Raw genomic sequence first — 15245 nt, 5'->3', positions numbered from 1 at the left:
TCGTTACTTCAAATAATTTTGATAAAAATTGTTTATGAACACTTCATTTGGATCGAGCTTTAACTTTTCATCTTTAAAATCTTTCCAATTTGTATAGGATTCTTTAAATTGTTTCTTTGTTTGATATGGATAATACGGAAGATAATATGTGCCTCCATGTGCCAAAGTGATATCGGTCCATTTTTGTATCATTTTCTTAGCATTTTGAATATTTTCTTCTTGAAGACCATGCTGTATAAGAATAACTAAACCGAGCATATCCTCTTTTGCATAGTTAAGAGAAGTCGTTCTATCTTTTGCCGCATATCGAATGGTAATATTGTGTATTTTAAAATCATCATCTGCATCATTCGCAGGAAGAAATTGTTTTAACTCTTTCATATACTCACCATATTCACCAACAGGTACAAAAAATTCTTGTAATACTTCTACCTTTCCTGGCTTTGTAAATTCCATAAAAGTAGATTCAGAACGCATTACATTATTTCGGGTTATTTGAGAGTTTTCAATCTGTTTCATATAAAGATTTTGTGTATTCCAAAACAGGTCCTCTAAAAAACCACCTTGTCTCCCCATATCAAGTGAATACTTGGTTAGATGTACTAAGCTTTCCTCTTTTAACTTCGTTTTTTGATCATATTTTCCCGTTTTATAATAATCAATTGCATACATTTCATCTAAAAATGAACTTGGTGCAACACTAACTCTCGCATAATGCATGGCAACTTTAGGATTATTGAGCACATCCTTAAAGTATGATTCATATTCATTCGTTTTCATCTTGTTTGTATGAATGGTATACAGTTCGTTATCTGTTAAATCGAGCGTGACATCTAGTATTACGCCAAATAATCCGTAGCCACCTAGCACATATCCCATTAAAGCATCATTTTTTCTTATCGTCTTGATGTCCCCTTTTGGCGTCAATAATGTTATTTCTTTTACCATATCTGCCATAGGACCAAAACGAATATCTCTGCCGTGTGCATTTACCGAAAGAGAACCACCAATTGTAAAAATCGATTGCGACTGAGTCACTTTAAGTGCTAAGCCATATGGTTGAACTGCTTTTTGAACATCTTCCCAACTAGCCCCTGCTTCAACTCGAACCGTTTTTTCTTGTTTATTTACCTCCATTACTTTGTTGAAGGTTCGCATATCAATGACAATGCCATCCTTATAATATGTATGTCCTCCTTGTGAATGTTGAAGACCTGCGATTGAAATATGTTTACCCTCTAGATTGGCTTGTTTCACTATATTTTGTAAATCCGTACGATTAGTTGCTTTAACAACACGGTCGACATGTTCTGGTAAAAGCCCTGTATAATCTGTCGTCATTCCACTTTGAGCAAGTCCATATTTTCGCTTTTCAATCGGAATATTGAAAGCTATTAAAAACACAATGATCAATACAAGAAGGCTCAAAAACAATGGACTCTTAAAAAATCGCTTCATAGAATCATCAAATCCTTATAAAATATTCCTAAAGGAATTTTATCATAGAAAAATTGTTAGATTTCCAATTATTTAGTAAACAGGACATTTGAATTAGACGGCGATATATATAAAGGACTTGATACTACATTACATTTACTTAGTTTTCCTTGACCCGATCATACAAATCTATAAATTCTTTGTGTACTTTTCCATCCTTTTTTCCTTCCCAATAAATCACTGCATATAGTTTATCTATGTCTTTAAACTCTATGGACTTTCCGTCTTTCATTATTGGTGGTGATCCTTCGACAGCTCCTGTATCAATATCATTTTTAAAATTCTCGGTTCCTGTAACTGCTTTGCTCTGCAGGGTTTCTTCCTTTTTGTTAATGACAGCATTCATTTCAAAGGCAAAATAATTAGTAGTGTAATCATTACCACTTGATTTAAACCGAAGCTTACCATTTCCTGAATTAAGAATCCCTGAAGTCAAATCCAATTGGTAACCATTTAGCTCCCAATGCGGACTTTCTCCTGATAATCTTAAATGATAAAAATCATTTCTAGTTTCGTCACGTGATCCTCCGAATCCTAAATAAAATACAATAACACATAAAACGCCGATTATAATAATCAACATTGGATAAAAAAACTTATGAACCACAATCTCACCCCTCACTTAGGAAAATAAAGATTGGTAATCTCTTAGAGTATCGTAACTTTCAGAAAATTATCGTCAATCAAACATTCGCTCCCAACTGTTGAGAAGTGGAAGTAAAACTTTAATCCTAGCATTCTAATCTCTATCATCTTCACCAAAAACTCTACTCAATGGATATTATTCACTCAGATTTTAAGAGTTATCCTATATAAATTTATTTCTAAAACAGTTCAAAACTATTTACTTCTTCCTGACAATTTACACAATAACCTTTACCATTTGTTATTGGAACAGGACAACCACATTCACAATATTATAATACATTTTCTGTAATATCTAATGAAATAAATCTATGACCGCAATATTTACATTTTGTAAGATAATCTGCATTCTCTTTTTGGCATTTCGAACACTTTATTTACTTCACCCTTTCAAGATATCTTTGAATTTGAAAACTTATATCTTAATTTAATTATTGTTCAATATTATGATTCTATATATTAAATAAAATCCCTTTCTTATTTCGATGTTAATCCCTCAATACCTGTGCTTTTATGCTAACGCTTACATTTTCCTTGGCATATTTATAAGGATAGAAGGAGGTGTTTCCTATGTCTTTAAATTGGATTAGAGTTTCATCTGTATATTTTGTACTCGGAATTGCTTTAGGGATCTATATGATCGCTACATCCAACTATGAGTGGGTCGCTTATCTTCATATACTTGTTTTTGGATGGTTGTCGAGCGCTGTGATTGGGCTTATTTACAACAACTTTAATATCTCAGATAATACAGATTTAGCTAAAGCTCAATTTTGGCTATTCAATATAGGTCTAGTCATTTTCTTAATGGGCGTGTTGCTGATTAGCCCTGCTCCTGCCTTAAATTGGGTTTACACTGGCGCAGTTGCAGTTGCTTTATCAGGTGTACTATTCATATTTACCATTTTCAATGATTTAAAGGCATAGCACTACCTTATTAAAAAAGCAGATTCCATTTCTTTTGGAATCTGCTCTTTATTTTATATGTTGGTTGTTTATGCTTCGATTGAGATATGTTGAAAACTGGTTACATCAAATAATCCCGTATCTGTCAGCTTTAATGATGGTATGACTGGTAATGCGATAAATGATAATGTTAAAAATAGATGGAAATTCAAATCAGGGTTCAGTTGTAATAACGCTTCATGTAAATGATGTAGGTGTTTAGCTGCTACATTTGCCTTTTCGTTTGTCATAAGTCCTGCAATAGGGAGAGGTAAAGCACTTAGTACTTTTCCATCTGCTACAACGATGTAGCCCCCTTGCATTTTTTGTAGTTCGTTTAATGCTAATAACATATCTGCATCATTTGTTCCGCATACAAGTGCATTGTGGGAATCGTGAGCAACGGTTGTAGCAACTGCGCCTTTTTCCAATCCAAAACCATGAACTATGCCAAGCCCAATATTTCCTAGATTATGATGACGCTCAATCACTGCAAGTTTTAAATAATCATCTTCTACTGAAGGAACAAATTCTCCATTTTCCACTGTCACTTCAGCGACTTTTTTATGGGTGATAATTTGGTTTGGTTCAATTTCGATTATATTAGCGAGGTTACTATGTCTAAAGGATATAGCTAAATCTTGCGCTGTTAGCTTTGGAATATGAACGGATTGTAAAATAGAAGGTGGCACTTCTTTTGTTTTATTTTGATTAGCTAGAAGTTTCCCATTCTCAGCTACTTTCTTGCCATTTTTCCAAACTGATTTTGGCTTACAAGCTGTTAAATCATCGAGCACGATAAAGTCGGCTACATACCCTTCTGCTAATGCACCTTTTTGGTACATTCGATAACATTCCGCTGCATTTAACGTTGCTAGCTGAATCGCTTGAAGTGGATTCATCCCTTCTTCAATCGCTAAAGCAATCGAATGATTAATACTTCCTTCTTCAATCAATTCATCTAAATGCTTATCATCTGTGCAAAATAAGAATCTTCTTGCATTGGCAGAATTGACAGCAGGTAATACATCGCGTAAGTTCTTTGCTGCAGAGCCTTCTCGTATTAATACATTCATCCCCTGTTGTATTCTGATAGCTGCTTCTTCTGCGTTTACACATTCATGATCTGTTTGAATTCCTGCAACTCGGTATCCCCGAATTTGACCTGCATTTAGTCCTGAGCCATGCCCATCGACAATATTTCTTGTAGCTTCTGTTTGCGCTATTTTTTGAAGCATATCTTCTTGGCCTTGTAATACTGCAGGAAAATCCATCACTTCTGCTAACCCTAACACATTTGGATGCGTTAAAAACGGTTGTAAATCTTGTGCATTTAATGTTGCCCCTGCATGTTCAAAAGAAGTAGCCGGTACGCTTGATGGTAGCATTACGTTGATATCCATCTCTGCATTTTCGGCATCATCTAACATATATTGAATCCCTTCAGCACCTGCAACATTCGCTATTTCATGTGGATCTGTTATTACAGTCGTAATCCCATGAGGCAATAAAATTTTGCTAAATTCAGACGGTGGTAACATAGAGGATTCGATATGAATATGACCGTCAATCAGGCCCGGAATCACGTATTGCTCATTTGCATCTTCTTCGTCATATGCTTCGAACATTCCATCTTCATCAATGGCAACAATCATTCCATCCGTCACCACTATATCCGCTTTTCGCCATTGAAGATTAAAGACATCTGCAACTTTTGCATTTCGTAAGATGAAATCCGCTTTTTTGCTATTTTGGGAACTTAATATTCTTTCTTTTTTTCTCATTAACTCATCATTCATACAATTACCCCCTATACCTAAATATTGCTTTCTACATTTATACCACAAATTTCCTAGTATGAACAAAAAGTAATACATAGGCATAGAGAGTTAACTTAACATACCCATGGAAGAATTTTTAAAGAAGAATCGCCTTTTTAGCGTATTATTTACATAAAATGTCACCTAAAAAGGCCATACCATATAGCTCCGATTAAAATTACAGTCGCTTGGATCATTAAATTGATAATGAGGTAATGTCGTTTAGCCTCTGGCCGATGTTTTAACTCCATATAAAGTTGGATTCCCCAATAGATAAAGCTCAAAACTACTATCATGGCAATAGGAATCACTCCGAAGTAATACAAAGAGCCTGCTATGATCAGGATAAAACCAAAACGAATAGACCAATCGATATACTTATGTTTCTTATCTATATAGATAGGTGTCCGTTTAATAATGGGAAATTTATCTTTGATAATGGCTCCGATCAAAAAAGATAAAACGTAAATTCCAGCATAAAAATAAATGATACTAGCGCAAGAATCCAAATAATTCGATGTATATTTTAGTTTTTGTAGTTTCTCTGCAGGTTCTCCTTCAATTTTATACCATTGGTTATGATTCATATCTTTTACATAAAGAAGTTTGTCGGTATTATCTAAAAAAGCAAATTTAAGAAATAATATTTCCTCACTACCGCTATTCCAGTTATTATATTCAACACGTACATCTCTAATCGAAATTTCATGAATTTTTAAATCTATATTATTGATTGGTTTTGCTGTTTTAAGGAAATATTCTGTATTATAAATTCTACTAAATGGTTCAACTCCCTTTTCAAAACCAAAATAACGGAATGGATTTCCAGTTGGTGTGTACTTTAATGAATGGGAGGTTGAAATATCCATTGATCCGAAATGAATAGCATCACTTTTTAAAAGTTCCATCATACTTTCTGCTCTTACTGAATTTTGCGTAGATGGTTCTGATCGTAAGGTTAGAAAATACATACTGCACACAAAAACTAGCATGACAAGTGCAAATGCAGGTTTCCATTTGTTAAATTGTTTATGTTTAGGATGTTGAATTCTCTTTGATAATTTTTGGAAACTTTGTTGTTTTTGTTTCGGATCTCGCTCAATTGTGGAGAGCTCATTTAATAATTGATCTAAATCCTTCGCCATGTAATTCCCCTCCCTCTTCCAATTCTTTTTTTAATGCTTGCATTGCACGAGCTGTTGCGTTTTTTACTTTTACTTCTGTCCATCCCAATAGATTCCCTGTTTCTTTAATCGAAAGGCCCTCTATTTTTCTAAGGATGATAACTTCCTTGTATTCTAATTTAAGTTTTGAGAGGGCACGATAAACTGCAACGATTGCTTCCCCTTTCTCGACGATTTCACTTGGGAGCAAATTTGTGTCTTGTTGTTCATGTTGTGAGAGAAACGGAATGAATTGAATAATTCTTTTTCTTCGGTAATGATCATAAACTAAATTTCTTGCAATTTTTCGTAGCCACGTTTGAATAGATGCCTGCTCTTTAAACGTCTCGAATTGCTTATACGCTCGATAAAACGTTTCTTGTGTAAAGTCCTCAGCAGTTTCCTTATTGCCAACAAGCATTAATATGTATTTAAATATGGCATCACTATATTCTTCGTAAAAACATTCAAACTGTTTTTGCTGCATTTGAATCCCCCTTCACAGCTATAGACGAGTGACCATTGAAAAAGAATCACTAGATGTAAAAATTAAAATTTCTATTTATCTACTATGATATACTAATTTTATAAAATTCTGATAGCCTATCATAAAAATGAAGGAGGACTTCAAATGATAAAGTTGGAGTACTTTGAACGTACTGATATAGAACAACTAATAAGTTGGATCCCATCGGCCTCATTTACATTACAATGGGCTGGTCCTGCTTTCCAATATCCTTTAACGGTTTCACAATTCGAAAAGTATATACAAAATGCAAACAAAGAGGATTCGGATACATATATTTTTAAGGTCATTGACCAAGATACAAAACAAGTGATTGGGCATATCTCTTTAGGGAGAGTTGATAGAGTGAATAAATCTGCTAGGATTGGCAAAGTATTGGTAGGTTCTTCGCAGTATCGTGGAAAAGGCATTGGTGCTGAAATGGTGAAAGCTGTCTTAGCAATTGCTTTTGAAGAAATGCAATTGCACAAAGTGACTTTAGGTGTATTTGACTTTAATGCCTCTGCCATTCGATGTTACGAAAAAGTAGGATTTGTTCAAGAAGGGTTATTAAGAGATGCAAGAAAAAATGGAGATGAATATTGGAACTTGATTGAAATGGGGATTTTAGAAGACGAGTGGAGAATGAATCATAAAAAATAATTTTTCTGAAATGTGCGAAGAGATGATGTGATTTTGATTTGTACCTGCTATTTTATCTATCATCAACTAATTTTAACCGTGCCATTAAAAAAGGGGGTTCCCTTTAAGGACACCCCCGTTATATATTACACTTCCGATTTTTCTAGATGAGTTTTTCTCAAATGCACTTTTTGAATTTTTCCTGATGCTGTTTTTGGTAACTCATCCACAAAAGTTACACCCGTAACTGCTTTGAAATGTGCAAGTTTAGAGCGAGAGAAATCGATAATATCTTGCTCTGTTAGCTTAGCATTTTCTTTTAAGACAACATATGCATGAGGTGTTTCACCCCATTTTTCGTGCGGAATCGCAATGACAGCTGCTTCTAAAATATCTGGATGGTCATATAGCACACCTTCTACCTCAATTGAAGAAATATTCTCACCCCCACTAATAATGATATCTTTTTTACGATCTGTAATCGCTACATATCCTTTTTCATCGATATGTCCGACATCACCTGTGTGTAACCATCCATCTTTAAGTGTGTTGATGGTCGCTTGCTCATTTTTCCAGTAGCCCTTCATTACGCCATGTCCTCTTATAACAATTTCACCAACAGATACACCATCATGCGGAAGCTCATCTCCATACTCGTCCACAACTTTCACTTTCGTACCAATCAATTGAGTGCCACCTTTTGCTTTCAGCTGATACTTTTCTTGGTCTGGTAAGTCTTTATATTGTGGAAGAATACGAGAAATGGTACTTAAAGGTGAAGACTCTGTCATGCCATATACTTGGATAAATTCCCAACCAATCTCTTTTTCCACTCTTTCAATAAACGCCATTGGAGGAGCTGAGCCCGCAACAATAATGCGTAATTTCTCAGAAAGTGGTGGTGTATATTCATCATAGTATTGAATTAGAGAATTCAATACAGTTGGAGCCATATGAATAATTGAAATATTATGTTTTGCAATGACATTAAAGATTGCCTCAGGTGTTGCTTTTCTTAAAAACACTTGTGTTGAACCATTTGCTGTGTAGTAAAACGGCGATCCCCAACCGTTTACATGGAACATCGGTAACACATGTAACAGGGCATCTTCATCTATAACACGTAAATGATGCATAGCTGTTAGTGCATGTAAGTAGTTGTTACGGTGTGTCAACATAACCCCTTTAGGATCTCCTGTTGTTCCACTCGTATATAGTAAACTAGCAACGTCATCCTCATCTAGTTCTACACGATTAAACGGGCTATCATCAAAATTCCCAAGCCATTCATCATACCCTAGTTCAGGCGTTTCTTCATCCTTATAGTGAACGATAATTTGTTGAACTGTTTCTAACTTATCTTTTATAGGAACAATTAAAGGATACAAATCTTGATCCACTAGTAAAATCTTAGATTCACTATGATTTAATATAAATAAGTAATCTTCAGGCTTTAAACGGATATTCAGTGGAACCATAATAGCCCCTAATTGATAGATTCCATAAAAACCTTCATACATTTCAATCGTATTGGAAGCTAAATAGGCTACCTTATCCGCCTTTTTCACCCCAAGGGACTGTAGACCGCGAGATAACTGATTAACTCGTCCGTTTATTTGAGCGTAAGTAAAAGCTCTCTTTTCATCAAAAATAGCTTCTTTATCCCCGTATAATTCTACTGCTCTGTCTAAAAAATCTGTTAGCACCATTTGTACATTCATCCCTATACACCCCTTAGTAAAAATGAATTAAATTAATTTTACATTATTAAGATATTTTTGTACATAATTAAGATATTAATTGATTTAAAGAGAATTATTTGATATTTATAAATAAAATGAATCTAGTAGTTTATAAAATATCAATATATCAGTATTTATGTTCCATTTACTAATTTTATGAATAAACTAATAGTTTTTTTAGAATATATCTGATAATGTCTATTTCACTAGACGATACACTCCCAAAGGAAAAAGAGAAAAGAAAAAAGGCGGCTTTCCGTTCAAAATTGAACAAAAAGTCGCCTAATAATTATTTCTAGCAAAAAGGTAATTTAGTGAAGTCTAAAAATCATCCTTCCTCTAGAGATACCTTTATTTAAAATTATATTCAGTTACGATTTTTTCACGTCCTGTTGCAATATCATTGAAGTATTCATACAGACAAATACCTAGGAATGATCCTGACACATTCCAAATATTATTAAATCCAGAATTTTTCAATGCCATTACTGCGTTATAGCTACGTTGCCCTGAACGACAATGAACATAAACTGGAACATCTTTTGGGATTTCATCCATACGATCGCGAAGTTCACTTAATGGGATATTCACTGAACCTTTTAAATGTCCATTTTCATATTCATTTTTTTCACGAACATCTACAAAATATGCATTTTTCTCCATTAGTTCGCGAACTTGTGAAACCGCAACTTGATTATATCGACCATATAATAAGTTTAAGCCAACTAACGCTGCAAGATTTACGATATCTCTTGCTGTGCTATACATTGGTGAGTAAGATAATTCTAATTCTTTCAGATCTTCTAGTGTACCATTCATTGTTATTAAAGTAGCAATGACATCAATACGCTTGTCTGCATTCCCCTTACCAATAGCTTGTGCACCTAAAATTCTTCCAGTTGGTACTTCATATACTAGTTTGAAGTGTAATGGATTACTATTTGGCATAAGTCCAACTTTATCTGGAGCGATTAAGTACACACTATTTACGTTAAAACCAGCGTCTTTTGCTGTTTTTTCATTTAGACCTGTTACGGCACAGTTCAAGTCAAATATTTGAATACTAGATGAACCGATTACACCTGTGTTTTGATTTGGTATATTGTATATATGATTTGCAGCTGCACGTGCTTGTCGTTGTGCTGGACCTGCAAGTGCAAGTCTTGTTTGCTTGTGCAGCAAGCGATGATAAACTTCAATTGCATCACCTACAGCATAGATGAATGGATCCGATGTAACATAATTAGGGTTAACTTTTATCCCCCCGAGTTCACCGATTTCTAGTCCAGCATCTTTTGCTAAAGAAATTTCCGGTCGAACGCCAATCGCTAGAACGACTGCTTGGGCTTTCACTTGTCTGCCAGAATTTAATACAACAGAATCATCTGAGATTTTTGCGAGAGCATCATTAACAAATAGTTGAACACCTTTATCAATCATTTCTTTATGCAAAATTTGTGCCATATCATAATCAAATGGTGTCATAATTTGATTATTTGATTGTACTAAAGTTATATTCTTCCCTGCCAAGCGTAGATTTTCCGCTACTTCTACTCCGATAAATCCTCCGCCAACAACTGTAATATCTTTGACATTATCATTTTTTACAAATTGGTTTAAACGTTCAATATCATTGACGTTTCTTACAGTAAAAACATGAGGAGCATGTACTCCTTCAATATTTGGAACGATTGGACTCGCACCCGGTGATAAAACTAAATAATCATAGCTTTCGTCATATTGTTCATCTGTTAGTAAATTTTTGACTGTAATTGTTTTAACTTCACGATTAATATTAACAACTTCTTGTTGTACACGTGCTTCAATATTATATTTTGTTTTAAAAGCGGTTGGATTCGTTAAGACCAATCTTTTGCTATCTTCAACAATTCCGCTCAAATGGAATGGTAACGAACAATTTGAAAATGAAACATGTGGTCCTCTTTCAAACATAATAATTTCTGCTTGTTCATCTAAACGGCGAATTCTTGCAGCAGTAGAAGCTCCGCCTGCTACGCCACCTACGATTAAAATCTTTTTCACTATGCTTACCCCCATTTTGAAACTTCGAGTTCTGCTTCAATTTATACCCCACTAGGTATATTGTCAATATAATATATGTATCTGCCATAAATTATTCTAAATTTCAAATTATTCTTTTAGTCATTTATTTTCTAAAAAAAGAATCTCATTCCGGTTTTGTAATCTAACAGAATAAGATTCTTATTATGAATTGGCTGAAAAGAATTGATGATAAAACGCTTATAAAGTGAAGAGCACTCATTAAATTATTTAAATGTTTAATGGATTCTAGTAGTTAATAAAATATTAATCTACTTTACGAATAGAAGCTATTATAAATCTGTTTTTAAGAACTGTACAAGTGCTGTGTTAAATTGTTCAGCATGTGTTGCGTTCAAGCCATGTGGTCCACCTTTTATGACAACAAGTTGGCTATTAGGGATTCTTTCATGTGCCTTTTGACCACTGAATTCTAGCGGAACAATTGCATCGGAATCACCATGAATAATCAAAGTCGGTACATCAAATTTATCTAGGTCGTCTCGGAAATCTGTTTTACTGAAAGCCGCGATACAGTCGAGCGTACCTTTTGGTGAAGCAAATGCTGCAATATCACGATTGTGTAATCGGAATTCTTCGCTTACTAAATCTGTTCTGTCTCCAGATGCGAAGAAGTTAGTTGTAAACGTCTCTAAGAACGCAAGGCGATCTGTCTTAACTCCTTCTTGTAACCCATTAATCACTTCATCGTCAAATCCACCATCCGGATTATCTTCTGATTTGTAAAGGTATGGAGGAACAGCCCCTGCTAACACTGCTTTTGCAATTCGCTCTGTTCCGTAAGTGCCGATGTAACGTGCGACTTCGCCTCCACCCATAGAAAATCCAACTAGTGTAACATCTTGTAGGTCTAAATGAACGAGAAGTTTATTCAAATCGTTTGCAAATGTATTGTACTCGTAACCATTCCACGGTTGTGATGACTGACCAAATCCACGACGATCATACGTAATAACACGATAACCAGCTTCAACTAATGCGGGAATTTGTTTTTCCCATGATCTTCCGCTAAGCGGCCAACCATGAATCAATACCACTGGCTTTCCTGCGCCAACATCCTCATAGTGTAGCTCGATAGGTGCTCCATTTTCGATTCCAACTGTAACTTTACTCATTATAAATCCCTCCAATATATTATTTGACAAATTTCATTTTGCATAATTGTATTTCGTAAAATTATATTGTGCAAAATGTATTTTGTAAATTAATCTTATATTATCCATAAAGTATTGTCAACAATTAAATTTTGCAAAATGTTTTTTATTATTGTAGAGGTATGTTAAAATAAAGATGAAAAAATATTAAGTATACGAGGTATAACTATGGAAACAAACGCGGATAATCTTAAATTAGAAGATCACTTGTGCTTCTCATTGTATGCCTGTTCAAGGGCAATTTTGCGACTTTACCGTCCATATTTAGACGAACTTCAACTCACTTACCCTCAATATCTAGTCTTGGTCACTTTATGGGTGAAGCAGAAAAGTACGATTAAAGAACTTGGAGAGGTACTAAGTTTGGATACTGGTACTCTGACTCCTCTACTTAAACGTATGGAAGCTGCTGGTCTTGTCGAGCGTCATCGTGACAAAAAAGATGAACGCATTATGAACATCCACATTACGAATGCAGGTCAAGCACTACAGGAAAAAGCCTCATGCATTCCTCAATCCTTGCTAGAAGCTTCTGGCATGAAGCAAGAAGAGTTAAATGAAATAAACGTAACAATAAAGCAACTTCTACAACAGCTAAATACGGCTTCCAAGAAATAGAGGTATAGAAAAATCCACTCCTGACTGTAGGAGTGGATTTTTTGTATGATTGGCATTTTATTATGTTTAATTGATAACCGATGCCTCATCTTTTCCTGTTTGTAAATTGATATACTCTTCTTTTAACATAGAATAATATTCACTATCCGTAAGGACACCTTTAATCATATGATTTTTACGAAGAGTAGCTTCATGTGTCATACCTAAACGACGCAACAGCTTTCCTGAAGCTTCATTTTTAACATCACATTCTGCAAATACTCTTTCTAACTCTAGTATATTGAACGCTAAATCGAGTATTAACTTTCCTGCTTCTGTCATGTAACCTTTTCCCCAATAATGCCTATTTAATGTATAACCTAGTTCTCCACTCTTATTATAATCGTGGACTCTAAACTCAATTGCACCAATCATTTTATTGTTTTCTTCTTTTAACAAAACTGCATATTTACCGATTGGCTCTTTTATAAAATAGTTTGCTATAAAACTTTTTGTTTGGTTTAGATCTTTATGTTGGTCATAAAGGTAACGTGTTGTTTCTTCATCAGATGTATATTCATACATATCTTCAGCATCTTCAAACGATACCGGACGTAATATAAGACGCTCACTTTCCATTCGACTATGCTCTACCATTAAAAGGTTTTCTTGTTTCAAGTTAACTCTCCCATCTTTATAATACCATTGTTATTTTACTATCTTTTCCAATTATTATAACATAATGGAACTACCATATATAGTATATTTTTCCAAAAGTATTTGGTTCTGGTATATGGAAGTGGAACTAGGGATAGCAGCCTAAGAATACCTTAGTGAAATTAAAACGCTAATCTATAAGTAATACTCCACATTATTAAAAGAAAAGATACGGTTAACCAAAAAGTATTAATAGTAGTTTTTTCGTCGTTCTTAACTTTTTTTAATATCTTTACTAGATTTAAACAGAAGACAACACATAGAACTGGGACTAAATATATTCCAACAATATCAAGTAAATTATGTAAAAATCTATACCGAAAGCTAATCAGAAATCACCCTCCTTTCATAATAAGCCTACTGCTATCCTGTAAAAAAGGTGCAACATAAGTACAATTCCTCCCAACATATTACTCGGTAGTGGTACCCCCTAATCTATAAAATATTCTTTATCAATCATCAACATTCCTGCTTTTACTATGGATTTCCCTTCTGCTATGGTTAAAAAGTCAAAAAAAGAGAGGGCAATTCCCTCTCTTCTTAAAACTATATCTAAAATTCTATACACATATTACTCATCGTACCGAATTCATAGGTTTGGTTGATCTTTTTTGGTTTTGTTGATTTGTTGCTTGCGCTTCCCATTGCGATGAATAGTGGCACAAAATGTTCTGCTCTAGGAACGGCAAGGACAGCATTTGGTGCAAGTGAACGATACTGATCTAATGTATCAATATCCCCTTTTTCAACATGTTCAAAAATCCAGTTATCAAAATCGACTGCTTCTTTTACTGGACTTGTTGCACTAGGGTTCATCCATTGGAAATTGTGAACGGTTGTACCACTACCAATTACTAAAATATCTTGCTCGTCAAACCCCTGTAAGGATTTTCCAATTTTATATTGCTCCTTTGGTGATAAAAATGCGTTAACAGAAATCGCAACGACTGGAATATCTGCTTCTGGATACATATGTTTTAACGCTACCCAAACACCATGGTCTAAACCGCGTTCTACTTCACGACGAGTAGGAATTCCAGCTTTTTTAAAACGATCTTCCACTATTTCTGCAACTATTTTTGAGCCTTTCGCAGGGTATTTAATCTGATACATTTCCTCAGGAAAACCGTAGTAATCATACACAGTATCTAAAATATCATCTGTATAGGTGATTGCTAATGTTTCACTTTCCCAATGAGCACTAAAGATGACAATCGCTTTCGGTTTAATGCGTTTTCCTAAATCCTTTAGAAACGCTGAGTAGTCATTTGGAGTTACTGCTAAGTATGGTGAACCATGTCCTATAAATAATGCTGGAACCATTTGAAAACTTCCTTTCTTTATAACCCTTTCAATATCTAATTTCATCATAATCTTTTCAAGGTAAAAACAGAAGTCAGGCAGTCTATAAATCTTATTTAGGCTCTGTTAAATATACTCACATAAAAATTAAAGGAATCTAAATTTAGTAAGTTTCCTTTAATCTTTCTGTTCAGTTTACTTTTGTACAGGTCTTTCAAAGATTAAATCATAATAAGAACCTACTGCAACTCCTGAAGTTACACTGTCAGGAGAGAAAATTTGAACAAAACGCCATCCCTGTTCTGCGTGACTTTTAATTACTTCTTGATAGTCTTCTTTAGGCTTACCAGATATTTTTTTAAACTCTATTTTGACGAACTTGTATTCAAACATTTTATTATCCTCCTTTTGAATATAATAATATTTGTACGGTT

General features: G+C 34.4%; 14 protein-coding genes. 3 read left to right on the top strand and 11 right to left on the bottom strand.

Annotated elements, in window-relative coordinates:
- Positions 1–3: 3 nt before the first annotated feature.
- Both CW357_RS11055 and CW357_RS11050 read right to left on the bottom strand, forming a co-directional pair.
- The gene (locus tag CW357_RS11055; RefSeq protein ID WP_241155077.1) at positions 4–1428 is read right to left on the bottom strand and encodes an FAD-binding oxidoreductase; all 1425 of its coding nucleotides are present in this window, start codon (positions 1426–1428) and stop codon (positions 4–6) included.
- 169 nt (positions 1429–1597) lie between these two features.
- The gene (locus CW357_RS11050; RefSeq protein ID WP_124218063.1) at positions 1598–2104 is read right to left on the bottom strand and encodes a hypothetical protein; all 507 of its coding nucleotides are present in this window, start codon (positions 2102–2104) and stop codon (positions 1598–1600) included.
- Between the two features lie 608 nt (positions 2105–2712).
- On the opposite strand from CW357_RS11050, the gene CW357_RS11045 reads away from it, so the two are divergent.
- The gene (locus CW357_RS11045) at positions 2713–3069 is read left to right on the top strand and encodes a hypothetical protein (RefSeq protein ID WP_124218062.1); all 357 of its coding nucleotides are present in this window, start codon (positions 2713–2715) and stop codon (positions 3067–3069) included.
- 68 nt (positions 3070–3137) lie between these two features.
- Here the strand turns inward: CW357_RS11045 and ade are convergent, their stop codons facing one another.
- The 3 genes from ade to CW357_RS11030 form a co-directional block, all read right to left on the bottom strand.
- Positions 3138–4886 carry an adenine deaminase gene (gene ade / locus CW357_RS11040; protein WP_124218061.1) on the bottom strand — a complete coding sequence of 583 codons (1749 nt, stop codon included), beginning with the start codon at positions 4884–4886 and terminating at the stop codon, positions 3138–3140.
- Between the two features lie 161 nt (positions 4887–5047).
- Positions 5048–6052: a DUF4181 domain-containing protein gene (locus tag CW357_RS11035; RefSeq protein WP_124218060.1), complete on the bottom strand. Its 1005-nt coding sequence runs from the start codon at positions 6050–6052 to the stop codon at positions 5048–5050.
- On the bottom strand, positions 6021–6557 hold the full coding sequence (locus CW357_RS11030; RefSeq protein WP_124218059.1) for an RNA polymerase sigma factor: 537 nt from the start codon (positions 6555–6557) through the stop codon (positions 6021–6023). The genes CW357_RS11035 and CW357_RS11030 overlap by 32 nt, the downstream gene beginning before the upstream one ends.
- Positions 6558–6701: 144 nt before the next feature.
- On the opposite strand from CW357_RS11030, the gene CW357_RS11025 reads away from it, so the two are divergent.
- Positions 6702–7238, top strand: coding sequence for a GNAT family N-acetyltransferase (locus CW357_RS11025; protein WP_124218058.1), 537 nt, complete (start codon positions 6702–6704; stop codon positions 7236–7238).
- Between the two features lie 125 nt (positions 7239–7363).
- Here the strand turns inward: CW357_RS11025 and CW357_RS11020 are convergent, their stop codons facing one another.
- From CW357_RS11020 to CW357_RS11010, 3 genes are all read right to left on the bottom strand, one after another.
- Entirely contained in the window at positions 7364–8938 is a 1575-nt protein-coding gene (locus CW357_RS11020; protein WP_124218057.1) for a long-chain-fatty-acid--CoA ligase, read from the bottom strand.
- A 372-nt stretch (positions 8939–9310) separates the two neighbouring features.
- The gene (locus CW357_RS11015; protein WP_124218079.1) at positions 9311–11005 is read right to left on the bottom strand and encodes an FAD-dependent oxidoreductase; all 1695 of its coding nucleotides are present in this window, start codon (positions 11003–11005) and stop codon (positions 9311–9313) included.
- A gap of 308 nt (positions 11006–11313) precedes the next feature.
- Positions 11314–12156, bottom strand: coding sequence for an alpha/beta fold hydrolase (locus CW357_RS11010; RefSeq protein ID WP_124218056.1), 843 nt, complete (start codon positions 12154–12156; stop codon positions 11314–11316).
- A 207-nt stretch (positions 12157–12363) separates the two neighbouring features.
- On the opposite strand from CW357_RS11010, the gene CW357_RS11005 reads away from it, so the two are divergent.
- A complete protein-coding gene (locus tag CW357_RS11005) occupies positions 12364–12813 on the top strand; it encodes a MarR family winged helix-turn-helix transcriptional regulator (protein WP_124218055.1) in 450 nt (149 codons plus the stop codon).
- 66 nt (positions 12814–12879) lie between these two features.
- Here the strand turns inward: CW357_RS11005 and CW357_RS11000 are convergent, their stop codons facing one another.
- The 3 genes from CW357_RS11000 to CW357_RS10990 all read right to left on the bottom strand — a co-directional run bounded on the left by CW357_RS11000 (position 12880) and on the right by CW357_RS10990 (position 15204).
- A complete protein-coding gene (locus tag CW357_RS11000; protein ID WP_124218054.1) occupies positions 12880–13470 on the bottom strand; it encodes a GNAT family N-acetyltransferase in 591 nt (196 codons plus the stop codon).
- A gap of 591 nt (positions 13471–14061) precedes the next feature.
- Positions 14062–14832, bottom strand: coding sequence for a DODA-type extradiol aromatic ring-opening family dioxygenase (locus tag CW357_RS10995; RefSeq protein ID WP_124218053.1), 771 nt, complete (start codon positions 14830–14832; stop codon positions 14062–14064).
- Between the two features lie 174 nt (positions 14833–15006).
- The gene (locus tag CW357_RS10990) at positions 15007–15204 is read right to left on the bottom strand and encodes a DUF4177 domain-containing protein (protein WP_124218052.1); all 198 of its coding nucleotides are present in this window, start codon (positions 15202–15204) and stop codon (positions 15007–15009) included.
- Positions 15205–15245 lie beyond the last annotated feature (41 nt).

Source organism: Rummeliibacillus sp. TYF005, from assembly GCF_003844195.1.
Classification (GTDB): domain Bacteria; phylum Bacillota; class Bacilli; order Bacillales_A; family Planococcaceae; genus Rummeliibacillus.
The sequence above is the reverse complement of the archived record's forward strand: the minus strand, read 5'-3'. Positions and strand labels throughout refer to the sequence as shown.